The sequence below is a fragment of the bacterium Scap17 genome, assembly GCA_013376735.1.
Lineage (GTDB): Bacteria > Pseudomonadota > Gammaproteobacteria > Pseudomonadales > Halomonadaceae > Cobetia.
This window is the reverse complement of record VINJ01000001.1, coordinates 3,457,693-3,481,136: the sequence shown is the minus strand read 5'-3', so window position 1 is coordinate 3,481,136 and position 23,444 is coordinate 3,457,693. Positions and strand designations below refer to the sequence as shown.

Here is a 23,444-nt window from a genome sequence, read left to right as displayed (position 1 = left end):
ACAGCATCGTCAGGCCAGACGGGGCCGCCGGGCATGAGATACTGGGCGTGATCTGATGGGCCTGCCACGGCCCGGACCCCATGTATCTGACAGGGAATCATCATGTCGCCAGAGTTTGAACGCCGCCTCTCGCATCTGCTGGACCGACTCGAACCGATGCTGCCGCCGACGGCTGCCGAAGTGGACTGGACACGCGATGTCGCCGCCTTGTGGACTCGCCACCCCCTGGGAGGGCGCCTGACGCCGATCGCGCCGCGTGACGCCCTGACACTCGAGGACCTGCTCGGCATCGCACGCCAGAAGCGTGAGCTGCTGGCCAACACTCGTGCCTTCCTCGCGGGCAAGCCGGCCAACCATGCGCTGCTGTGGGGCGCGCGTGGCACCGGCAAGTCATCGCTGGTCCGCGCGCTGCTCAATACCCTGGGCCGTGAGGGGCTGCGTCTGATCCAGATCGATCGTCACGACCTGCCGGCACTGCCGGCGCTGGTCGCCGAGCTGGCTCAGCAGCCGCATCGCTTCATCGTCTACTGTGATGATCTGTCCTTCGAGGGCAGTGATGACGCCTACAAGGCGCTCAAGAGCGTGTTGGATGGCACCCTGACCGGGCCGCCGGAGAACGTGCTGCTGTACGCCACCTCCAACCGTCGTCATCTGTTGCCGGAGCACATGAGCGACAACCAGGCCACCCACATCGTCGATGGCGAGCTGCATCATGGCGATGCAGTGGAAGAGAAGATCTCGCTGTCGGACCGCTTCGGCCTGTGGCTGGCCTTCCACCCCTTCAATCAGGACGCCTACCTGGAGACCTGTCAGCATTGGGTGGAATGGCGTCTCGGTGCGGGAAGCTTCGATGAGGCGGCGCGTGGCGAGGCGCTGCGCTACGCCACCCAGCGTGGGGTGCGCAGCGGGCGTGCCGCCTGGCAGTTCGCCAATCTATGGGCGGGGCAGAAGACGCTGGAGGCGTGAGCCCGGCGCTTGAGGTGCTGGAAACATCAGTGCTCGCGACATGAAAAAGCCGCCCCTGCAGTCATCTGCAGGGGCGGCTTTTTCATGGGGCAGGCTGGCGGATCGGATTCGCTGGCCTGCCATCACCCACAGGCGCAGTTCACGCCATCAACGGCGCTGCTTGCGCTCCTTGCGAGCTTCCTTGGTACGCGCCAGTGAACGCTCCTTCGCACGCTCGCGGTCGTCAGCCCCCTGGGTACCATCGAAGGGGTTGTCGCCGGAGCGGAACTCGAAACGCATCGGCGTACCCTTGACCTTGAGCACCTTGCGGAAGGTGTTGGTCAGGTAGCGCTTGTAGGCTTCCGGCAGACGGTTGGTCTGGTTGCCGTGCACCACGATCAGCGGCGGATTGGCGCCACCCTGGTGAGCCATGCGCAGCTTGATGCGACGGCCGTTGACCATCGGCGGCTGGTGCGCCTGGGTGGCGTCCTGCAGCAGGGTGGTCAGACGTTTGGTCGACCAGCGGGCCACGGCGCTTTCGAAGGCGCGGTCGATGGACGGGTAGAGGTCACCCACCGCAGTGCCGTGCAGCGCGGAGATGAAGTGCAGGTCAGCGTAGTCGGCAAAGCCCAGACGACGCTTGATCTCGGAGCGCATCTTCTCCTTGGCTTCGCTTTCCAGGCCATCCCACTTGTTGACCGCCAGCACCAACGCGCGGCCGCTGGTCAGCACGAAGTCCAGCAGGTGAAGGTCCTGCTCGACCAGCCCCTGGCGGGCATCGAGCACCATCACGGCGACGTTGCACTTCTTGATCGCTTCCAGCGTCTTGATGATGGAGAACTTCTCCACCACTTCGCGCACGTTCTTGCGACGACGAACCCCGGCGGTATCGACCAGCAGGTAAGGCTTGCCGCGACGCTCGAAGGGAATTTCCACCGCGTCGGTGGTGGTGCCGGCCTGGTCAAAGACCACCACGCGCTCCTCGCCCAGCAGGCGATTGACCAGCGTCGACTTGCCGACGTTCGGGCGACCGATGATGCCGATGCGCACGCCGCGATCATCCAGCTCCGGGTGCAGGTCCTCGTCTTCGCCTTCCTCGACTTCGGGGTAGGGCGAGAGCACCTCTTCCAGCAGCGTGGTGACGTTGCGGCCGTGCTCGGCGGCGATGGCGCGCGGATCACCCAGACCCAGGGTCCAGAAGTCGGACTTGCCGATCTCCTCGTCCATGCCGTCGGTCTTGTTGACCACCAGCCAGGTCTTCTTCTGGTTGACGCGCAGGTGATTGGCGATGGCCTCGTCCGCCATGTTCAGGCCGGCGCGCGCATCGACCATGAACAGCACGATGTCGGCTTCGTCGATGGCGGCCAGTGACTGGCCGGCCATCATCAGGTCGATGCCTTCCTCGTCACCGCTGATGCCGCCGGTGTCGATGACGGTGTAGGGCTTGCCGCCGACCTTGCCAGTGCCGTACTTGCGGTCACGGGTCAGGCCGGGAAAATCGGCGACCAGAGCATCACGGGTCTTGGTGAGGCGATTGAATAGCGTCGACTTGCCGACATTCGGGCGGCCGACCAGGGCGATCACGGGGTTCATGGAATCTCACAGCATTCGCAGGGATAGCATCGATGCCGGCCCCGTACGGTCTGCTTCGAACCGGTCTGCTTCGAACCATGACGGCTGGAAAGCACCTTGTGCAGGCAGGGCGATAGCGATGATATCGGACTTGGGTCACTGGAGCGCGTCGTCGGCAGGCGCCGGACGAGGCCCGTCTCCAGTATGGCCCGCGGAGCGAGCCTTGGCACTCTCCGCGGAAATGATCTCGTGGCTGAATCCTGTGGCTCTACCGACGCGAGGGAGGCGTCAGTCGACTCACGGGATCAGCGGGGGCAGCATTCTAGCATTGACAGGGAGTTGCTACCAATGGCGCATTACGACAACGGCAGCCAGGAGGCTGCCGTTGTCGTGACGAGGGCTGACCTAGCGCGCATGTCAGCTTGCGGGGCAGGCTGACATGCGCGCTCGATCAATGGCTTACGGGGCTTCGAGGTCCAGCGCCGTCAGCTCGCCATCGTTGGTGTAGACATAGATGCGCTTGCCTTCGGTCAGCGGGGTGATGCTGATGCCATCGCCCCCCACGTCATAGCGGCCGGCCATCTCCCCGCTCTGGGCGTCGATCAGGTGCACATAGCCTTCGTAGTCACCGACCACCAGCTTGCCATCGACGAAGGCCGGAGAGGTCAGCCAGCGACCTTCCAGGTCTTCGGACTTCCACAGCACGTTACCGGTGTTGGCATCCATCGCCAGCACATGGCTGGCGTTGTCGATACTGAACAGGTAATCGCCGACCACGATGGGCGTCAGATAGCTGGAGGACGGCTTGTCCCACAGCGGCTCGCCGTTGCGAGCGTCCAGTGCGATCAGGCGACCGTTGTAGCTGGTGACGAACAGGCGACCATCCTGGGTCAGCACCGGCTGGCCATCGAGATCGACCAGCTGGTCCACCTCGGTACGCCCGGACGGCACGGCGACGCGCAGGTCCCACAGTTCCTGACCTGAGCGATTGTCGAGCGTGACCAGCTTGCCGTTGGCGAAGCCAGCGAAGGTGACCGGCTGGATGACGCGCGGCGCGCCGGTGCCCCGCAGTGTCAGGGCCGGAATCGTGGCCGAGTAGGCCCACTGCTCTTCGCCGGTGAAGCGATCAAGCGCGGTCACGGTACCATCGACGCTCTGCACCACGACCAGCTCGGCGTTGTACTGCGGCGCGGCCAGCACCTCACTGGAGACACGCGTGCTCCATTCGATGCTGCCATCTTCCTGACTGACGGCGCTGACCTTGCCATCGCGCGTACCGACGTACAGGCGGGAGGCATCGGCATTCAGTGCGCTGGTGATGCCAGCCGGCAACCGTGTCTGCCAGATGTCGTCGCCACTGTCGGCAGCGAGGGCTTCCAGTTCACCGCCTTCGGCACCGACGAACAGCCTGTCGTTGGCGAAGATCGGGGACAACGGATAGTGGGCACGGCCAAGGCCATTGCCGACCGATTCGCTCCAGACGGAATCCAGCGCGACCTGGCGATCGAAATCGACCAGCTCCTTGGGCGCATATTCCGGTTGGGCACTGCTGGCACAACCGGCCAGCAGACTCACGGCCAGCAGCGAGGCCGGTACGCTCAGACGACGAGTAACGCTCATGAAGAAGACTCCGCAGCCAGATCGGCGAGTTTCAGGTCGAGACCGTAGACCGGCTGACCACTTTCCTGCGACAGGGTGCTGGCCTGCTGATAGGCGGCGATGGCCTCATCACGCTTGCCCTGTGCGGCCAGGGCATCGCCACGCACTGCCGCCGCCTGCGCTGCCAGCGGCGCCGGCGGGCTCTTGAGCAGGGCGAGTGCCGCGTCGTTGTCGCCGCGCTCGACGTTGATTCGCGCCAGACGCAGGCTGGCCAGCCCCTGCAGGTAGTTATCATCGCTGTTGTCGATCACGCTCTGCAGCGCCGTGGCGGCTGCGTCGAGATCGTTGGCCTTGACCGACATGCTGGCCTCCAGCAGATGCGCCATCTGGGTGTAGAGGCTGTTGCCGTGCTCGCTTTCCAGTTCGCCGATCAGCGTACGCGCCTGCTCGATACCGGCGTCTTCCAGCTTGGGCTGGCTGACGAGGCTGATCAGTTGCTGGTAACGCGCGGAGGCCGCTTCGGACTGGCTGGCTTCGTAGTTCTGCCAGGCCTTGAAGGCAAAGACACCGGCGCCGGCCAGTACGACACCGGCAATCAGTGACTTGCCGTTCTCGCTCCACCAACGCTTGATGGCTTCAAGCTGTTCTTCTTCGCTTCTGAGCTCTTCCGCCACGGGCGGTCTCCTTGACCTGGCCGGTATGCCGGCACTTGCATTCGAGAGGCGGAGAGCTGGCTCTCCGCCCGATATTCATTGGCAGTCTCAGGCGCCGAAGACGCTGTCGAGACGTTCGCCCAGCGCACGCTGGTTCAGCGTTTCCTGGTCGCGTTCCTCGCGCAGGAACTTGAGCGCCACCGTGCCTTCGATGACTTCATTCTCACCAAGAATCAGCGCGATGCGTGCACCGCTCTTGTCGGCCTTCTTCATCTGACTCTTGAAGCTGCCGCCACCGCAATGCAGCACCAGGCGCAGGTTGGGCAGGACGGTGCGCAGCTCTTCGGCCAGACGCATGGCTTCGCCTTCGGCCTGCTCGCCCATCGACATCAGGTAGACATCGACGGTCTCGCGGACGTCCTGCGGTACCAGTTCCAGTGTCTCGAGCAACAGGATGAGGCGCTCGACGCCCATCGCGAAGCCGACCGCCGGTACCGGTTTGCCGCCCAGCTGTTCGAACAGGCTGTCGTAGCGGCCGCCGGCACACACGGTGCCCTGGCTGCCCAGTGCGGTGGTGGTCCATTCGAACACACTGCGCGAGTAGTAATCGAGGCCACGCACCAGACGCGGGTTGATGACGTATTCGATGCCAGCGGCGTCGAGTCGTGCCTTGAGGCCCTCGAAGTGCACGCGGGATTCTTCATCAAGGTGATCCCCCAGGCGCGGCGCGGCGTCGACGACGGCGGCCATGTCCGGGTTCTTGGTATCGAGGATGCGCAGCGGGTTGCTGTGCAGACGACGCTTGGAGTCTTCGTCGAGGACATCCAGGTGCTGTTCGAAGTATTCGACCAGCAGGTCACGATAGGCGGCACGCGCCTCAAGGCTACCCAGCGAGTTGAGCTCGAGGGTGACGTGCTCAAGCAGGCCCAGCTGACGCCATAGACGCGCGGAGAGCAGGATCATCTCGGCATCGATGTCCGGGCCTTCCATGCCGTAGGCTTCGACGCCCACCTGATGGAACTGACGATAACGGCCCTTCTGCGGGCGCTCGTGGCGGAACATCGGGCCGGTGTACCACAGACGCTGGATCTGGTTGTGGACCAGGCCATTCTCCATCGCCATGCGCACGCAGCTGGCGGTGCCTTCCGGACGCAAGGTCAGGCTGTCGCCGTTACGGTCGTCGAAGGTGTACATCTCCTTCTCGACGATGTCGGTGACTTCGCCGATGGAGCGCTTGAACAGTGCGGTCTGCTCGACGATGGGGGTGCGGATCTCGCGATAGCCGTACTGGCCCATCAGCGCTTCCACCTGGTGCTCGAAGTATTGCCATACCGGTGACTGGTCCGGCAGCAGGTCGTTCATGCCACGAATGGCCTGGATCTTGGTGCTCAACGTTCTCTCCTGAATCCTTGCGCGTCTCCCCACGTCGCTCGCATGAGGTCATGCAGGCGGGTGGGGAGACGAAGGCGCGTCACTCACGACGCGCAAGCCAGCCGAGACAAGCTCAGCTCTGGCGGATGATAGTGTCGGCCTCACGGGCCTCTTTTTCCGCGACCTTGTCACGGATGAGTCGCTCAAGATCGTCAACCAGGGTGTCATTGGTCAACTTGCTGGCCGGCTTGCCGTCCAGGTAGACCAGGTTGGCGGGGCTGCCGCCGGTCAGGCCGACATCGGTCTCCTTGGCTTCGCCGGGGCCATTGACGACACAGCCGATGACCGAGACGTTCAGCGGCGTCAGCACGTCTTCAAGACGTGTCTCCAGTTCGTTCATGGTCTTGATGACGTCGAAATTCTGACGCGAGCAGCTGGGACAGGCAATGAAGTTGATGCCCTTGGCGCGCAACTTGAGGCTCTTGAGCATGTCAAAGCCGACCTTGATCTCCTCGACCGGGTCCGCGGCCAGCGACACGCGGATGGTGTCACCGATGCCATCCATCAGCAGCATGCCCAGGCCGATGGAAGACTTGACGGTGCCCGAGCGCAGGCCGCCGGCTTCGGTGATGCCCAGGTGCAGCGGCTGTTCGATGCGCGCCGCCAGGTCACGATAGGCGGCGACGGCCATGAACACGTCGCTGGCCTTGACGCTGACCTTGAAGTCCTGGAAGTCGAGGCGATCCAGATGGTCGATGTGACGCATGGCAGATTCGACCAGCGCCGCCGGCGTCGGTTCGCCGTATTTCTTCTGCAGGTCCTTTTCCAGCGAGCCTGCGTTGACGCCGATGCGGATCGGGATGCCGTTGTCGCGGGCGGCGCTGACCACGGCACGCACGCGGTCTTCACGACCGATGTTGCCCGGGTTGATGCGCAGGCAGTCGACGCCAAGTTCCGCCACACGCAGGGCGATCTTGTAGTCGAAGTGGATATCGGCCACCAGCGGGATGTTGCTCTGCTGCTTGATGCGACCGAAGGCTTCGGCGGCATCCATGTCCGGCACGCTGACACGCACGATATCGGCACCGGCATCCTCGAGGCGCTTGATCTGCGCGACGGTGGCGGCGACATCGTTGGTGTCGGTGTTGGTCATGCTCTGCACGGAAATCGGTGCATCGCCGCCGACGGCCACATTGCCGACATGAATCTTGCGCGAGACGCGGCGCTTGATGGGGGAGTGACTATGCATGGGATTCCGGATCATTCACCGAGGGTAAGTTTGGCAACACTGCCGCGCGTGACGCGCGTGAGGTCGACCGCTTCATTCATGTAACGCAATTCGACGCCAGAGGCATTGCCGATGGTCAGCGTGAAGGGCGGCTTGCCTTCCAGCGTCGTGCTGGTGCCGGCCTCGTTGTTGCCGCGCAGCAGGCGCTTGCCATCGACATCACGGATGTCGGTCCAGGAATTGATGTTGAACGTCAATTCAAGCTTGCGCGGGTCTGCCGCCGGCGTAGCTTCTTCTGCTGCGCTCTCTTGCGGGGTGTCGGCACTGGCATCGGCGACTGTGCTCACGTCAGTGGTAGCGGCACTATCCGTGGCAGCGTCAGACGCTGACGTACCAGCCTCTGCAGCGCCCGGCGCGCCAGCGTTCGTGTCGAGCGCGTCAGCACTCTGCGCTGTCGCCTCGGACGAGGTGGCTGCCTCGACGGCAGACGCATCACCGGTGGCGGTAGCAGTGGAGGACGGCGCCGCTTCACTGGCAGAGGACTGCGAGAGCGAAAGCTCGATGGAGCCATCGGCGTTCACGACCGGTTCGGCGCTGTCCGCATCGTTGCCGCCTTCGAGGGCGGAGGTTTCGGCCGGCGAGGTGCGGCCATAGTCGCCGCTCTGCCACCACACGTAGCTGAGGCCGATCAGGCCGGCGATGACCAGCAGGCTGACGAGGCGGAACAGGTACTTGCCCATCTTGCCCGGCGGGCGCACCGACGGTGTGGAGCTGGGAGTGTAGCGCTCGGCTTCGGTGGTGCCGAACTGGGCATTGTACTGCCCGACGATCGCTTTCTCGTCCATACCCAGCAGGCGGGCATAGGCACGCAGATAGCCGCGACGGTACGCGGCAATGGGAATCTGGTCGTAGTGGTCGCGTTCCAGGTCATCGACCAGGCTGGGGCGCAGGTTGAGCTGTGTCGCCACCTCATCACGCGACAACCCCTGATGTTCGCGCTCCAGCTTGAGGCGCGTGCCAGGCAGTGCATCACTGGCGTGCTGATCAGGGGCGGGTTGATGTTCGCTCATGGCGCATCCTTGTAAGGAAAAACTGTCTACCGAACGCACATCCGGGCGCTCTTCCGGTACTGCGGGAACTGCTCCTGATACTGGAGCATGCTGACTGATGCTGTCGCGCGATTGGCCGGGTACTGCACGACTCGTTGATCATCGTGCGAGCGAGCAGCGTGAAAAGCGATGACTCCCACGCCAATCGACGCGTACGAACACACGTTCGTCCGCGTCGGCACTATACCAAGCCCGCGCCGAGATTTTCACCGGCAATTCGGTCTTCTCGGCCCTGCTTGCAGCGCCCCCGCCCAAGAGGTGGCCCCATCAGCGGCGTCGTTGCGCCTTGCTCAGGGAGTGCGAATCACCGCGCGACCGGATTCCCGTGTCATGACCTGCTCCAGCTGACGGCTGTAGAGGTCTGCCAGACGGCTGTCGCCGCGAGCTGTAGCCACATCGACGGCCAGGGCAAGACTGTCGCTGTCGGTGCCTGCCAGGCGGAAGTAGCGGCTCAGGGCCGACTGGGCGGCGTCATTGTCGCCGGCGTCATGTGACATGCGTGCCACCGCCAACCAGGCCTCTGACTCACGCGGGTTGATCTTGACGGCGCGCTCGAAACTCTTCGCGGCCTCGCTGGTCTTGCCCAGCTGCATCTGACAGCGGCCCAGATTGGTATAGAGCTGACCACGATTGTCGTAGGTCAGGTCTTCTGCCGCGATCTCGAGCTGCCGACAGGCCTCGACGTATTCACCGCGAGAGTAGAGAAAGGCCGCATAGTTGTTGCGCGCACGGGTAAAGGACGGATCGCTGGAAATGGCCTGATTGAAATAGTCATCGGCGAGCACGTTCTCACCCTGGCGCTGATAGATCATCGCCAGCCCGGCCTTGGCCTCGGCATTGCTGCTCTGCAGCTTGAGTGCCTTCTGGAAGGCGCTGTCGGCGCGTTGCAGCTGATTACGACCCAGATAGGCCTCTCCGAGTTCCACGTAGGCATTCGAGGCCTTGTTGTCATCCGGCGGGGCGTAGGGGTCGTTGGTTTCCACGCGTGTCGCGCAGCCTGCGAGGGTCAGGCCGGCAAATCCGAGGCACAGCAGCAGGGCTCGGGTGCGGCGAGTGATGCCGCGAGCAGCGGTGCGGGTGTGGGAATCATGCTGGCAGGGGCCCTGTGTGACAGTGCCATGGGCGACAGTGCCCTGTGCGACAGAGTGATGGGCGACAGGGCCATGCTCATTGGTGCGATGACGGGGCAGACGACTCGGCATGCAATCCTCGCGTGAATGAAGGCTCATGATGTGCCTGCGGGCGAGGGTCGCGGCAGGCAACAAAAGCGCCCCCCATCAAAGCGCCGCACCTGCCACAAGTCAAGGCGGCAGGGCGGCGCGTCGCCATGGCGATGGCGTCAGGTCAGACCTGGCAGCCGCTCAGTCGGCGTCGAGCTGGATGGCGTTGATGTAACGCTCGGCACGACGGGTGCGGTCCTTGACCTGGCCGACCAGCTGGCCACAGGCGGCGTCGATGTCATCGCCACGTGTGGCGCGCACCGGTGCGGTGTAGCCCAGCTCATAGAGACGCTGCTGGAAGCGCATCACCTGGTTGCGTGACGGCTTCTCGTAACCGGAATGCGGGAACGGGTTGAACGGGATCAGGTTGATCTTGCACGGCAGCTCGTCGAGCAGCGCGGCCAGTTCCTCGGCGTGCTTGATCTGGTCATTGACGTCCTTGATCAGGGTGTACTCGATGGTGACGATACGGGCGTCGTCACACTTGGCCAGGTAGCGATGGCAGGAGTCGAGCAGCGCGCGGATGTTCCACTTGCGGTTGATCGGCACCAGCACGTTGCGCAATTCATCGTTGGCCGCGTGCAGCGAGATCGCCAGACTGACGTCCATCTCATCGCCGAGCTGGTCCAGCTTGGGCACCACACCAGAGGTGGAGAGGGTGACGCGACGCTTGGACAGGCCATAGGCGTTGTCGTCCAGCATCAGCTTCATCGCCGGCACGACATTGTCGTAGTTCATCAGCGGCTCGCCCATGCCCATCATCACCACGTTGGTGACCGGACGCTTGCGGGTGTCCTTGCGGTCTTCGGCGCCACGGGTGGCGACCCACACCTGGCCGATGATCTCGGCGGCGGTCAGGTCACGCTCGAAGCCCTGCTTGCCGGTGGAGCAGAAGCTGCAGTCCAGCGAGCAGCCTACCTGGGAAGACACGCACAGGGTGCGACGGTTGCCGTTCTCGGACGGGATCAGCACGGTCTCGACGTAGCTGCCATCGCTGACTTCCAGCACCCACTTGCGGGTGCCGTCCTTGGACTCACCTTCATAGACGATGCCCGGCGCACGGACCTCGGCGACCTGCTTGAGGCGCTCGCGCAGCGGCTTGGCAAGGTTGGTCATCTCGTCGAAGCTGTCGACGCCTTCCTGGTGAATCCATTTCATCACCTGGGTGGCGCGGAATTTCTTCTCGCCGATGCTCTCGAAGAAGGCTTCCATCGCCGGGCGCGGCAGGCCCAGCAGGTTGGTGAGCTTGACGGCGGCAGGGGCCGCGGCATCGGTGGCAGTTGCAGTGGTATCAGTCATGGTATGGGCCGGTCGTGTCAGGGATGGGCAGGCGTCTCACAAAGGATAGACGTCTGCAGGGCGACGCTGTCAGCGGAGGTGGCGATGGCTCGCAGACCTCAAGAGGCTCTCGTCATCAGCGCAGTGCGCGTGGGCGTCACATGGCGTGGGGAGAGGGCGCTGCAGCGGCTTTCAGAAAAGCGTATCGGACCTGCTCAAGCGTCGAATCTGCTTCAGGGGATGCAGGCTGTCGCGCGGCGCTTCAGCACGTCCGATACCACGACGGCCCCGCCTCGCAGGCAGGGCCGTCGTGTCATGCACGGCTGAGAGACGCGTGCCCCGAAGGGCCGGGCTTCTCAGTCGTACAAGGCGAAATCAACCGCGCGGGCAGATTTCGTTGTCGCCGAAGAAGTAGGCGATTTCGCGAGCGGCAGATTCCGGCGCGTCAGAACCGTGAACGGCGTTGGCGTCGATGGAAGTGGCGAAGTCTGCGCGGATGGTGCCGGCTTCAGCTTCCTTCGGGTTGGTAGCGCCCATCAGGTCGCGGTTCTTGGTGATGGCGTCTTCGCCTTCCAGCACCTGGATCATGACCGGGCCGGAAGTCATGAAGCCGACCAGCTCACCGAAGAAGCCACGTTCGCTGTGCTCAGCGTAGAAGCCTTCGGCCTGTTCCTTGGACAGGTGAACCATCTTGGAAGCGACGATCTGCAGACCGGCCTTCTCGAAGCGAGAGTAGATTTCGCCGATCACGTTCTTGGCAACGGCATCCGGCTTGATGATGGACAGAGTGCGCTGAGTCATGGTGAATCTCCTGAGACAAGCTTTGAAGAGCCGCACGGCAGATGCCGCACGGCGGAAAACGGGCTCTGTCGGCATGCGCGCGACAAAAGTGGGCGGCATTATAGCGGCAAGTGCCACCGGCTGCATCCATCATGCCTGAGTCGCATGACGCACAGATGGCAAGCGCCTCGTCGGCATGGGCTGGCGAGGCGCTGAGGGTCGGCTCAGACGTTGAGGTCTGGCTTGGACGCTGAAGCCTGGTCTACACGCTGAAGCCTCGTCTACACGCTGAAGCTCTCGCCACAGCCACACTCGTCCTTGACGTTGGGGTTGTTGAAGCGGAAGTAGCGGTTCAGGCCGTCCTTGACGTAATCCACTTCGGAGCCGTCGAGCACGGTGAGGGCTTCGCTGTCGACATAGACGGTGGCGCCGTGATCGACGAAGACGGCGTCTTCCTCGTTGGCCTCGTCGGCGAAGTCGAGCACGTAGCTGTAACCGGAGCAGCCGCTTGGCTTGACCGAGACACGCAGGCCAAGGCCGTGGCCGCGCTCGGCCAGCACGACACGGATCTGGTCGGCGGCGGAGGGGGAAATCGACAGGTGTGCCATGAGCAGTCTCCCGGGTCAGGCGCGCAGCGAGGTCAGGGCATGCCTGAGTTCGCCGAGCGCGGATTCAATGTCGATGGCGGTGGTGAATCGTCCGAAGCTGAAACGCAATGACGCCAGCGCCAGTGGACGGGGCACCCCGATGCCGGTGAGGACGAACGACGGTTCGACACTGGCGGAATTGCAGGCCGAACCGGTGGAAATCGCGATGCCGCGCAGCGCCATCAGCATCGCCTCGCCATCCACGCCCTCGAAGGCGAGATTGACGATGTTGGGCGCACTGACCTCTATATCGGTATTGAAGTGCACTCCTTCAAGGCCGGCAAGCCCGGCGACGAACTGATCACGCAGCGCGATGAGGTGCTGGTGATCAGCGTCGAACTGCTCGCCGCTCAGGCGGTAGGCCTCGCCCATGCCGACGATCTGATGGGTCGGCAGGGTGCCGGAACGCATACCGCGCTCATGACCACCGCCGTGGATCAGGGCATCGACCTTGATCTGCGGCTGGCGACGCACGTACAGCGCGCCGATGCCTTTGGGGCCGTAGGCCTTGTGGGCGGACAGCGACAGCATGTCGATAGGCTGACGGCTGACATCGATCTGCACCTTGCCGGGCGCCTGGGCGGCATCGACATGGAAGGCCGCGCCATGCGAATGGGCGATGTCGCCCAGCGCATCCAGGTCATTCAGGCTGCCCAGCTCGTTGTTCACCGCCATCAGCGATACCAGGAGGGTGTCGCTGCGCAGGGCGTCGCGCAGGCTGTCCGGGCTGATGCGGCCGTCAGGCTGCGGCGCGATGCGCGTGACCTCGAAGCCTTCTGCTTCCAGCGCACTGGCGGTATCCAGAATCGCCTTGTGCTCGATGGTCGAGGTGATCAGATGGCGGCCGCGCGCGGCATTGGCACGCATGTAGCCGGTCAGCGCCAGGTTGTCGGCTTCGGTGGCACCGCTGGTCCAGACGATCTCACGCGGGTCGGCACCGATCAGTTCGGCGACCTGACGACGTGCGCCCTCGACGGCCTGCTCGGCCAGCCAGCCCGGCATGTGACTGCGCGAGGCCGGATTGGCGAAGGTGCCGTCCTGCGTCAGGTGACGCATCATCAGCTCGGCGACGCGCGGGTCGACGGGCGTGGTGGCGGCATAGTCAAGGTAGATCGGCTGGGACATGGTGACTTCCTGAAGACATGACGAACGGGTTCAGCTGCCCTGCATGACGGTGATCGGCGTCGGCTCGCACGCCTTGCGCTGACGACTGGCGATCTGGCGTATCTCCTCGCGCGCGACCAGGTCGGCCAGGCTGATGCCGTCGAGAAAGCCGTGGATCTCGTCGGACAGATCACACCACAGGTGGTGCGTCAGGCAGGTGTCACCGGCCTGACAGTCCGACATTCCCTGACAGCGTGTGGCATCGACTGACTCGTTGACGGCGTCGATGATGCACGCCACCGAGGTGGTCTCGAGTTCGGTGTCCAGCAGATAACCGCCACCGGGACCACGCACGCTCTTGACCAGACCCGCACGCCGCAGACGCGCAAACAGTTGCTCCAGATACGACAGCGAGATGCCCTGACGTTCGGAAATATCGGCCAGACAGGTCGGGCCGCAACTGGCATGCAGGGCCAGATCGAGCATCGCGGTGACGGCGTAGCGTCCCTTGGTGGTCAGGCGCATGACAGAGTCCGTGAGCAGATGGAGCCTGCGACGTTGAGGACGAGGCCGGGCGTAGTCGCCGCCTCTGGCGAGACGGCGTCTCAATGCGCCCCATTATGGTGGGGTGGTCTGGCGGGGTCAATCCCGACTGAATTGGTCAACTTTAGCCATGCTGACGTTCAGCGGGCTCCTGCGTATCGCTTGCCTGCTCGGTCGGTGATTGCTCAGTCGGGGCAGTGCCCTGCGATGCGCTGGATGCGGCGGCGTGGGCCTTGGGTGAGGTGCTGCCCTGGGCCGCGGCCACGTCAGCGACGGTCGTCTCGCCGCCGCAGGGCCCCAGTTCATCGATCAGCTGGGCGAAGTCGGCGTCATCGAGCTCGGGCAGGCGCCCAGCGCGATAGCTGGCATCCAGCTTGCGCAGCGTGCCGCACATCTGTTCGATGCGCTTGTCCACGGCATGCATGTGATCGAGCATCGCGTGCATGGAGCGCGCGACCGGGTCGGGCATGTCCTGGCCCATGCCGTAGGCATCGAAGCCGAACTTCTCCTTCATGGCCTCGCGGCTTTCCGGGTCGACCGACGGCTCCTCCGCCACATCCGGCTCGGCACGCTTGACGATCTTGCCGGGAATGCCGACGACGGTGGCGCCGGCAGGTACTTCACGCGTGACCACGGCATTGGAGCCGACCTTGGCGCCGGCACCGACGGTGAACGGGCCGAGAATCTTGGCGCCGGCACCGACGATGACACCGTCGCCGAGGGTCGGGTGGCGCTTGCCGGCGTTCCAGGTGGTGCCGCCGAGGGTGACGCCGTGATAGAGGGTCACGTCATCGCCGATCAGGGCGGTCTCGCCGATCACGACGCCCATGCCGTGGTCGATGAAGAAGCGCCGACCGATGGTGGCACCCGGGTGGATCTCGATGCCGGTCAGCCAGCGCATCAGGGTCGAGCCGGTGCGCGCCAGCCATTTGGCGTTGTGGCGCCATAGCCAGTGATTGATGCGATGGGCCACCAGTGCATGTAGGCCCGGATAGTTGGTCAGGACTTCAAAGAAGTTGCGCGCCGCCGGATCACGGGCAAACACGCTATCGATGTCTTCACGCAGTCGAGTGAACATGGCGTGTCCTCAGGAAGTGCGGTTGGCCGTGTCGGCTTGTGCCAGGCGAACCTGCTTGTCCACCGCGGAAAGAATGCCGCGCAGAATGTTGATTTCCATGCTATCTGGACGCGCGCGCAGATAGAGGCGACGCAGGCGTGCCATCAGCTGGCGCGGCTGTTCCGGATCGAGGAAGTCGACGCTGATCAGTGTCTTCTCGAGATGCTCGAACAGGCGCTCGAGGTCGGCATGGCTGGCCAGCGGGCTGTCCCAGTCGATACCGAACGGCTGGTCATCCTCGGCACGCGGCGTCTCGCCGGCGGCTTCCTGGTCGGCCAGCCACGCCTGGCGGCACTCATAGGCCAGCACCTGCACCGCCGCGGCCAGATTCAGCGAGCTGAAATCCGGATTGGTCGGGATATGCACGTGGCGGTGGCAGCGCTGTAGCTCTTCATTGGAGAGCCCGGAATCCTCGCGGCCGAAGACGATGGCCACGCGGGCATCCGGCAGGCGGGCTTCATCGGCCAGGGTGGCACCGAAGGCGCGCGGTGTGATCATCGGCCACGGCAGGTTGCGCGAACGTGCGCTGCAACCGACCACCAGACTGCAATCCGCCACGGCCTCTTCCAGCGTCTCGTGCACCGAGGCGCTGGCGACGAGTGCATCGGCACCCGAGGCGCGCGAGGCGGATTCCTGGCATTGCACCTCACATCGCGGCGCGACCAGTGCGAGATCGGCCAGGCCCATATTGAGCATGGCGCGGGCTGCACCACCAATGTTGCCGGGGTGGCTGGTGCCAATCAGGACAATGCGCAGACGTTCAAGCATGAGGACTTCCAGGATAGCGATTGAAGGGCAGGGCAATCGACGCGGCCCGGCCACCGGGCTGGGCGAGACGTGCGCCAGAGCCCGATATCCTAGCATGAAGCCAGCGCAGGGAGCAGTCAGCTGCGGCGTGATCCCGCCGTCTCTCTACGGCGAAGATCGCGTGTCGCGATGGCAGCTTGAGCCGAGCTCTGATAAACTACGCCGTCCCGTCATGTCGCAACATGTGTTCGCCCTCGTTGGCGCCGCGTGCTGTGGCGGCTGGCAGCCTGCATACCTTGCACTATGCAGCGCGCCCCGCGCCGTATCAGGATTTCTGTACGGGCTACATGACCACCTGGTCCGATTGCACCCAGTTTCGCTCGATCCGTGTTGCGCCGCGTTGGTATCTCACGCGCCGTGGCACCCGTTCTTTAACAGCTCCCGACTCGTCAAGGCCTTGATCATGCATCCGATGGTCCAATTTGCGCTGCGTGCTGCACGCGGTGCCGCAGAGCAGTTCGTCCGTGCTCGTGAACGTATCGAAGTCGCCCGTGGCGACAACGATCTCGACACCTTCATTGCAGACACTGCACGTCGCGCCGAAGCGCACATCGTGCGTCAGCTGGAGCGCGGTTATCCGCAGCACGGTCTCTCCGGCCGTTATACCGACCATCGCGATGGTGAAGGTCAGGGCTCTGACTACCACTGGCGCATCGAGCCGGTGCACGGTTACTCCAACCTGACATCCGCGGCCTCCGGCTTCGCGCTGTCCGTGGTCTGCCTGTTCAAGGGCCGTGCCGAGCACGCCGTGGTCATCGCGCCGTTCACTGACGAAGAGTACATCGTCAGCCGTGGCCGTGGCGCCCAGCACTCCGGTCACCGTATCCGCGTGACCAACGCCACCGCCATCGAAGGTGCGCGTCTGGCGATGGGTCTGCCGGAAAGCTGGCAGCGTCCGCGTCACCTGCCGACCTACCTCTCCATCGTTCAGCAGGTCGGCCCGCAGGTCGAGATGCTGCGCACCAGCGGCTGCGCGCTGCTGGACGTGCTCGAGCTGGCCTCCGGTCGCGTCGATGCCGTCTATGTGCTGGGTCTGGATGCCGGTGACAGCGAGATCGTCAGCCTGTTCCTGAAGGAATGTGGCGCACTGGCAGGCAGTGCCGACGGCACGCCGGTCGTGGTTGCCGAAGGCACCCTGATGGCTGCTGGCGCGCGTCTGTACAAGGCGCTGGCGCAGACCATGCAGCCGCACCTGTAAGCCCCTGCAAGACGACGTGACCTGACAGCCCTCGGGGCCGTCTGGAGAACGAAAAAAACCCCACCTCGCATGAGGTGGGGTTTTTTTGTGCCTGGCGATCCGTGCCTGGCGGTCTGTCTCTGATGGAGGAGCGAGACGCTTACGGCGCGCCGTCCTCGAACTGCTCCTTGGGCGGGGGGATCAGATCCACACGCTTCAGGCCGACCACCAGCAACAGCGCCGCTGCCACGTAGATGGACGAGAAGGTCCCCGCGACCACACCGATGATCAGTGCGATGGCGAAGTTGTGGATCATGTCACCGCCGAGGAAGAACAGCGCCAGCAACACCAGCAAGGTGGTGCCGGAGGTAGACAGCGTGCGTGACAGCGTCGCGTTGATGGCGTCATTGAAGATCGACGGCATGTCATCGATACGCGATTTGCGGATGTTCTCGCGAATGCGGTCGTAGACGATAATGGTGTCGTTCAATGAGTAGCCGATCACGGCCAGCACCGCGGCCAGTACCGTCAGGTCGAAGTCGAGTCCGAATAGGGCGAAGATGCCCAGCAGGATGATGACGTCGTGACCCAGCGAGATGAGTGCGCCGAGGGCGAACTTGTACTGGAAGCGGAAGGCCACATAGACCATCACCACGGCCAAGGCGAGCAGCATGCCGAGACCGGACTGATCGCGCAGCTGATCACCGACCTGGGCGCCGACGAACTCGGCGCGGATCAGGTTGACGCTGTCACCGGTGGCCTGCAGGTGTGACACGATGTCATTGCCGATGCCGGCTTCGAAGCTCTGCTGCAGACGCACCAGAATCTCGTTGCTGGCACCGAAGGTCTGTACCGAGACATCCTTGTAGCCGGCGGCTTCCAGTGTCTGGCGCACGCTCTCCAGCGCCGGTGCCGCCTGGTATTTCACTTCCACCAGGGTGCCGCCGGTAAAGTCGAGGCCCAGGTTCAGGCCATGAATCACAAGGGCGCCAATGGCCACGATCGTCAGCACGATGGAGACGATGAAGGCCGCGCGCCGCTTGCTCATGAAGTCAAACTGTCGCATCACGATGGCCCCTCAGATCCAGAGTTTCTTGAGTGTCTTGCCGCCAATGGCAAGATTGATGATGCCGCGCGAGACCATGATCGCCGTGAACATCGACGTCAGGATGCCGATGGACAGCGTGACCGCGAAGCCCTTGACCGGGCCACTGCCGATGGAGAACAGGATCACCGCGACCAGCAGGGTGGTGATGTTGGCATCGACGATGGAGGTGAAGGCGCGCTCGAAGCCGGTATGCACCGCTTGATGCAGCGGCATTTTGGAACGCATTTCCTCGCGGATACGCTCGAAGATCAGCACGTTGGCATCCACCGCCATGCCCAGCGTCAGCACGATACCGGCGATACCCGGCAGGGTCAGGGTGGCGCCCAGCATCGACATCGCGGCAATCAGGATCGCCAGGTTGGCGGTCAAGGCCACGTTGGCGACGACACCGAAGGCCTTGTAGCGCGCCAGCATGAACAGCACGACCAGCAGTAGGCCCAGCTCGACGGACAGGATGCCGCGCGAGATGTTCTCGGCGCCCAGGCTCGGGCCGATGGTGCGTTCCTGCACGAAGTAGATCGGCGCGGCTAATGAACCGGAGCGCAGCAGCAGCGACAGCTCCTTTGCTTCCGTCGGCGAGTCGAGGCCAGTGATGCGGAAGCTGTTGCCCAGCGCACTCTGGATGGTTGCCAGGCTGATCAGCCCCTTCTCGGTGTACGGGATGCGCTTCTCGACCTTCTCGCCGTCTTCCATCACGGTGCGCGTGCGGGTCTTGTGCTCGATGAACAGTACCGCCATGTTGCGGCCGATCGCGGCACGCGTGACGCGGTTCATGATCGAGCCACCGGTGCCGTCCAGGTTGATGTTGACCTGCGGACGGCCGCTTTCATCGAAGCTGGTGCTGGCGCTGGAGACGCTGTCACCGCTGATGATCACGTCCTTCATGATGTTGGCGGTGCGGCTCGGCTGGTTGCGGAACGCGAAGCTCTCCATCTCGCTGGCCGGCGTGTCACTGGCCGCTTCGAGACGGAATTCGAGGTTGGCGGTGGCACCCAGTACGCGCTTGGCGGCGGCCGTGTCCTGCACGCCCGGCAGCTCGACCACGATGCGGTTCGGGCCCTGGCGCTGAACCAGCGGCTCGGACACGCCCAGCTCGTTGACGCGATTGCGGATCGTGGTCAGGTTCTGATTGACCGCGTAATCCTGAATCTCCTTGACGGCGGCTGCGGTCAGGGTGAGGTCCAGTACGGCCCCACGCTCGACATCGCGCTCGTCGTATTCGAAGTTCTGGAAGTCGCGCGAGATCAGTGAGCGCGCCTGCGAGCGGTCTTCCTCATCGGAGAACGTCAGGCTCAGGGTGCCGTCGTCGACTTCGCTGCCGCGGTAGCGGATACGCTCCTCGCGCAGGGTTTCCTTGATGGCGCTGGCGTTGACTTCCAGGCGCTGCTTGACCGCGGCGTCCATGTCGACTTCCAGCTGGAAGTGGACACCGCCACGCAGGTCAAGGCCCAGCTTCATCGGTGAGGCACCGAGGCTGGCCAGCCACGACGGCGTGGCATCGGCCAGGTTCAGCGCGACGATGGCGTCATCGCCGAGTGCCTCGCTGATCAGTTCCTTGGCGCGCAGCTGCTGGTCGTTGCTGGTAAGGCGAATCAGGCCGGTGGAACCGTTGAGTTCCCCGGACTTGGGCGTGATGCCGGCGTTTTCGAGGGCACTGGTGGCGCGATCGAGGTCTTGCTGGTCGATGGCCTCGGCGCCGCTGGCGGCACTGATCTGCACGGCCGGGTCTTCGGGGTAGAGATTCGGCAATGCGTAGATCACGCCGACGGCAAGTACCAGGCAGATCACCAGGTACTTCCAAAGCGGATAGCGGTTGAGCATGGCAGCCCTGTCCTTGGTGGAGCGGGAGAGAAAAGCATGCTGCCGGCACAGGGGCCGGCAGCAGGAGGGATCAGATGGACTTGATGGTGCCCTTCGGCAGGACTGCAGCCACGGCAGACTTCTGCACGTTGACTTCGTTGCCTTCGTTCAGCTCCATGGTGATGAACTGCTCGCTGACCTTGGTAATGCGGCCAACCAGGCCACCACCGATGACGACTTCGTCACCCTTGGCCAGATTGCTGATCAGGTTCTTGTGTTCCTTGGCGCGCTTGGACTGCGGACGCCAGAGCAGGAAATAGAAAATGACCACGAAGCCGACCAGCATGACGATCTGGCCGATGGCGCCGCCGCCGGCGACAGCCGCTTCGGCTTCCGCGTGTGCGGCAGGAATCAGGAATTCCAGCATGTGTATCTCCAGAGGTTACGAGTGAACTGTTGTTATGCAATGAGCGTGATTCAGGCTCTTCTTCACGTCTGACACGGGTCGAATATCAAGACGACCGGAGGATCTGCCCCCGGTCGTCGTTCTTCCCGATCAGTCGGCCAGCGGCGGCACCGGCAGGCCGCGCGCGGCATAGAACTGTTCCACGAAGTCCTGCAATGTACCCGCTTCAATTGCACCGCGCAAACCAGCCATCACGGTCTGGTAGTAGCGCAGATTGTGGATGGTGTTGAGCATCGAGCCGAGCATTTCTCCACAGCGATCAAGGTGATGCAGATAGCCTCGCGAGAAGTTGCGGCAGGTATAGCAATCGCAGTCCGGGTCAAGCGGTGAGGTGTCGTGCTTGTGGACGGCGTTGCGGATCTTGACGGTACCCGTCGGGGTGAACAGGTGGCCGTTGCGCGCGTTGCGCGTCGGCATCACGCAGTCGAACATGTCGACACCACGGCGTACGCCCTCGACGAGGTCTTCGGGCTTGCCGACCCCCATCAGATAGCGAGGCTTGTCTTCCGGCATCCACTCGGGGAGGTAGTCGAGGACCTTGATCATCTCGTCCTTGGGCTCGCCCACCGACAGGCCACCGATGGCGTAGCCATCGAAATCGATCTTCTTGAGACCCTCGAGGGACTGTTCGCGCAGGTCCGGATACATGCCGCCCTGGATGATGCCGAACAGCGCCGAAGGGGAGTCGCCATGGGCATCGCGTGAGCGTTGGGCCCAGCGCAGAGACATCTCCATCGACTTGCGCGCTTCATCATGGGTGGCCGGATACGGCGTGCACTCATCGAAGATCATCACGATGTCGGAGCCCAGCGAGCGCTGGACGGCCATCGATTCTTCCGGGCCCATGAAGACCTTGGAGCCATCGACCGGTGAGCGGAAGTGAACACCCTGTTCGGTGATCTTGCGCGTCTTGCCCAGCGAGAAGACCTGGAAGCCGCCGGAATCGGTCAGGATCGGCTTGTCCCATTGTGCGAAGTCGTGCAGGTCGCCATGCGCCTCGATGACTTCCGTGCCCGGACGCAGCCACAGGTGGAAGGTGTTGCCGAGAATGATCTCGGCGCCGATCTCCTTGATGGACTCCGGCGTCATGCCCTTGACGGTGCCGTAGGTGCCCACCGGCATGAAGGCCGGGGTTTCCACGGTACCGCGCGGAAATGTCATGCGGCCACGACGTGCACGGCCATCGGTCGCGAGCTTTTCAAAGCTCATGAAGCATTCTTTACGCATGGTGCTCTCTTTGCTTGGCGGCGAAACAGGCCGCAGCTGGTATGTCGATGCCACTATGTCATCAAGCCACTAAGTCGCTATGCCGCAGCATAGCGCGGGGCGCGTTAACTGCGCATGACACGGCCCTCGGCGAATGCCGGGGCCATGTCAGAAAAGGGGAGTCAGGCGCGTTCCAGCAGCATGGCATCGCCATAGCTGAAGAACTGGTAGCGCTCTTCCACCGCCGCCTGATAGGCCGTCATGGTGTGCTCGTAACCGGCGAAGGCCGAGACCAGCATCAGCAGGGTCGATTCCGGCAGATGGAAGTTGGTGATCAACAGATCCACCACCTGCCACTCGTAGCCCGGATAGATGAAGATGTCGGTGTCACCGGAATAGGGGGTCAGCTCGCCACCATGGGCCTGGGCGGCGCTCTCCAGGCAGCGCACACTGGTAGTGCCGACGGCGACCACGCGACGGCCGGCGGCACGGGCACGAGCGATCGTGTCGCAGGCTTCCTGGCCGACCTCGATCCATTCGCTGTGCATGTGGTGCTCGAGAATGCTGTCGACGCGCACCGGCTGGAAGGTGCCGGCACCGACATGCAGGGTGACGAAGGCGGTCTCGATGCCTTTCTCGGCCATGGCGGCCATGATCGGCTCATCGAAGTGCAGGCCAGCCGTCGGGGCGGCCACGGCGCCATCGCGCTTGGCATAGACCGTCTGGTAGCGCTCGCGATCCGACAGCTCGTCATCCCGAGTGATGTAGGGCGGCAGCGGCATGTGGCCGTGCTGGTTGAGCAGCTCGATCATCGGCGTCTCGCCGTGGAAGCGCAGCTCGAACAGCGCCTCCTGACGGCCTTCGACCACGGCCGTGATGCCGCCTTCGAAGATCAGCTCGGTGCCAGGCTTCGGCGACTTGCTGGAGCGGATGTGGGCCAGGCCGCGATGGGCATCCAGCGGGCGCTCCAGCAGCATCTCGATCTTGCCGCCGGAGGCTTTCTGGCCATGCAGGCGCGCGGGGATCACGCGAGTGTCGTTGAACACCACGACATCGCCGGGTTCCAGCTGCTCGAGCAGGTCCGGGAAACGACGGTGCACGATCTCGCCGCTCTTGCCATCCAGGTGCAGCAGACGGCAATCGCTGCGCTGCTCTGACGGGTAGCGGGCAATCAGCTCATCCGGCAGGCTGAAATCGTAATCGCTGCGCTGCATCGGGCGCGCGTCGGAAGGTGTGGCAACGCCCGAGGCATCACCGGAATCGATACGTGACATGGCCAACCTGACATTCTGATAGCGCGAAGCGCGTGGTGCGCTCCGTGGCATGCGTACATGCACAATGGGGAGATGCCGCCCTGAGACACTGGCGCACTCGTCGCGAGCGCATGACCCCCTTTCTGCGGGTGGGGCAGTCAGGTGCGACACTCTCGAGGCCTTGGTTGTCTGGGCAGACGAAAAAGGTCGCTCATGATACCCAATGCCATCGTCCACGCGAAGACCCGTTTGCGGGCGACACGCCTCAGTCCACTGAGGCGTGGGGTGTGAGGAAGCGCTCCATGTGTCTGATCTGACGCCAAAACTCGTTGACCTTGGCGCAATGTCCCGTATAATTTCGCTCCGTTGCCGGTGTGGCGGAATTGGTAGACGCAGCGGATTCAAAATCCGCCGCTTAATAGGCGTGTCGGTTCGAGTCCGACCACCGGCACCACCTTTAA

21 protein-coding genes and 1 tRNA gene are annotated in these 23,444 nt (G+C 63.7%); 3 read left to right on the top strand and 19 right to left on the bottom strand.

Annotated elements, in window-relative coordinates; translation table 11 throughout:
- The first annotated feature begins 102 nt into the window (after nt 1-102).
- A complete protein-coding gene (locus FLM52_14820; protein ID NVN57015.1) occupies nt 103-966 on the top strand; it encodes an ATP-binding protein in 864 nt (287 codons plus the stop codon).
- Nucleotides 967-1,113: 147 nt separating this feature from the next.
- Here FLM52_14820 and der read toward each other — a convergent pair whose 3' ends face one another.
- The 14 genes from der to FLM52_14750 all read right to left on the bottom strand — a co-directional run bounded on the left by der (nt 1,114) and on the right by FLM52_14750 (nt 15,934).
- Nucleotides 1,114-2,538: a ribosome biogenesis GTPase Der gene (der, locus tag FLM52_14815; protein NVN57014.1), complete on the bottom strand. Its 1,425-nt coding sequence runs from the start codon at nt 2,536-2,538 to the stop codon at nt 1,114-1,116.
- A gap of 438 nt (nt 2,539-2,976) precedes the next feature.
- Nucleotides 2,977-4,137, bottom strand: coding sequence for an outer membrane protein assembly factor BamB (bamB, locus tag FLM52_14810; GenBank protein NVN57013.1), 1,161 nt, complete (start codon nt 4,135-4,137; stop codon nt 2,977-2,979).
- Nucleotides 4,134-4,790, bottom strand: a complete 657-nt coding sequence (locus FLM52_14805) for a tetratricopeptide repeat protein (GenBank protein NVN57012.1) — start codon at nt 4,788-4,790, stop codon at nt 4,134-4,136. The genes bamB and FLM52_14805 overlap by 4 nt, the downstream gene beginning before the upstream one ends.
- 87 nt (nt 4,791-4,877) lie before the next feature.
- Nucleotides 4,878-6,161, bottom strand: coding sequence for a histidine--tRNA ligase (hisS, locus tag FLM52_14800; protein NVN57011.1), 1,284 nt, complete (start codon nt 6,159-6,161; stop codon nt 4,878-4,880).
- 112 nt (nt 6,162-6,273) lie between these two features.
- Complete coding sequence (gene ispG / locus FLM52_14795) at nt 6,274-7,389, bottom strand: flavodoxin-dependent (E)-4-hydroxy-3-methylbut-2-enyl-diphosphate synthase (protein NVN57010.1); 1,116 nt, start codon at nt 7,387-7,389, stop codon at nt 6,274-6,276.
- An 11-nt stretch (nt 7,390-7,400) separates the two neighbouring features.
- Nucleotides 7,401-8,438 (bottom strand): DUF4115 domain-containing protein, encoded by a 1,038-nt coding sequence (locus FLM52_14790; protein NVN57009.1) that lies wholly within the window; start codon nt 8,436-8,438, stop codon nt 7,401-7,403.
- 329 nt (nt 8,439-8,767) lie between these two features.
- Nucleotides 8,768-9,706, bottom strand: coding sequence for a type IV pilus biogenesis/stability protein PilW (pilW, locus tag FLM52_14785; GenBank protein NVN57008.1), 939 nt, complete (start codon nt 9,704-9,706; stop codon nt 8,768-8,770).
- A 132-nt stretch (nt 9,707-9,838) separates the two neighbouring features.
- Nucleotides 9,839-10,996, bottom strand: coding sequence for a 23S rRNA (adenine(2503)-C(2))-methyltransferase RlmN (rlmN, locus tag FLM52_14780; GenBank protein ID NVN57007.1), 1,158 nt, complete (start codon nt 10,994-10,996; stop codon nt 9,839-9,841).
- 354 nt (nt 10,997-11,350) lie between these two features.
- Nucleotides 11,351-11,776: a nucleoside-diphosphate kinase gene (locus tag FLM52_14775; GenBank protein NVN57006.1), complete on the bottom strand. Its 426-nt coding sequence runs from the start codon at nt 11,774-11,776 to the stop codon at nt 11,351-11,353.
- A gap of 260 nt (nt 11,777-12,036) precedes the next feature.
- Nucleotides 12,037-12,363 (bottom strand): iron-sulfur cluster assembly accessory protein, encoded by a 327-nt coding sequence (locus FLM52_14770; protein ID NVN57005.1) that lies wholly within the window; start codon nt 12,361-12,363, stop codon nt 12,037-12,039.
- Nucleotides 12,364-12,378: 15 nt separating this feature from the next.
- Nucleotides 12,379-13,527: an aminotransferase class V-fold PLP-dependent enzyme gene (locus tag FLM52_14765; GenBank protein ID NVN57004.1), complete on the bottom strand. Its 1,149-nt coding sequence runs from the start codon at nt 13,525-13,527 to the stop codon at nt 12,379-12,381.
- Between the two features lie 30 nt (nt 13,528-13,557).
- Entirely contained in the window at nt 13,558-14,031 is a 474-nt protein-coding gene (iscR, locus tag FLM52_14760) for a Fe-S cluster assembly transcriptional regulator IscR (protein ID NVN57003.1), read from the bottom strand.
- 142 nt (nt 14,032-14,173) lie between these two features.
- A complete protein-coding gene (gene cysE / locus FLM52_14755) occupies nt 14,174-15,127 on the bottom strand; it encodes a serine O-acetyltransferase (protein ID NVN57002.1) in 954 nt (317 codons plus the stop codon).
- Nucleotides 15,128-15,136: 9 nt separating this feature from the next.
- Nucleotides 15,137-15,934: an RNA methyltransferase gene (locus tag FLM52_14750; GenBank protein NVN57001.1), complete on the bottom strand. Its 798-nt coding sequence runs from the start codon at nt 15,932-15,934 to the stop codon at nt 15,137-15,139.
- A 442-nt stretch (nt 15,935-16,376) separates the two neighbouring features.
- Between FLM52_14750 and FLM52_14745 the strand changes: the two genes are divergently transcribed.
- Nucleotides 16,377-17,171: an inositol monophosphatase gene (locus FLM52_14745; protein ID NVN57000.1), complete on the top strand. Its 795-nt coding sequence runs from the start codon at nt 16,377-16,379 to the stop codon at nt 17,169-17,171.
- A gap of 139 nt (nt 17,172-17,310) precedes the next feature.
- On the opposite strand, the gene secF is transcribed toward FLM52_14745, so the two are convergent.
- The 5 genes from secF to queA form a co-directional block, all read right to left on the bottom strand.
- Entirely contained in the window at nt 17,311-18,216 is a 906-nt protein-coding gene (gene secF, locus FLM52_14740) for a protein translocase subunit SecF (protein ID NVN56999.1), read from the bottom strand.
- A 12-nt stretch (nt 18,217-18,228) separates the two neighbouring features.
- Nucleotides 18,229-20,079, bottom strand: coding sequence for a protein translocase subunit SecD (gene secD / locus FLM52_14735; GenBank protein NVN56998.1), 1,851 nt, complete (start codon nt 20,077-20,079; stop codon nt 18,229-18,231).
- 70 nt (nt 20,080-20,149) lie between these two features.
- Nucleotides 20,150-20,485, bottom strand: coding sequence for a preprotein translocase subunit YajC (gene yajC / locus FLM52_14730; GenBank protein ID NVN56997.1), 336 nt, complete (start codon nt 20,483-20,485; stop codon nt 20,150-20,152).
- A 129-nt stretch (nt 20,486-20,614) separates the two neighbouring features.
- Nucleotides 20,615-21,751, bottom strand: a complete 1,137-nt coding sequence (gene tgt / locus FLM52_14725; GenBank protein NVN56996.1) for a tRNA guanosine(34) transglycosylase Tgt — start codon at nt 21,749-21,751, stop codon at nt 20,615-20,617.
- 161 nt (nt 21,752-21,912) lie between these two features.
- Nucleotides 21,913-22,944, bottom strand: a complete 1,032-nt coding sequence (gene queA, locus FLM52_14720; protein NVN56995.1) for a tRNA preQ1(34) S-adenosylmethionine ribosyltransferase-isomerase QueA — start codon at nt 22,942-22,944, stop codon at nt 21,913-21,915.
- 407 nt (nt 22,945-23,351) lie between these two features.
- Between queA and FLM52_14715 the strand changes: the two genes are divergently transcribed.
- Nucleotides 23,352-23,437, top strand: a tRNA-Leu gene (locus tag FLM52_14715).
- Nucleotides 23,438-23,444 lie beyond the last annotated feature (7 nt).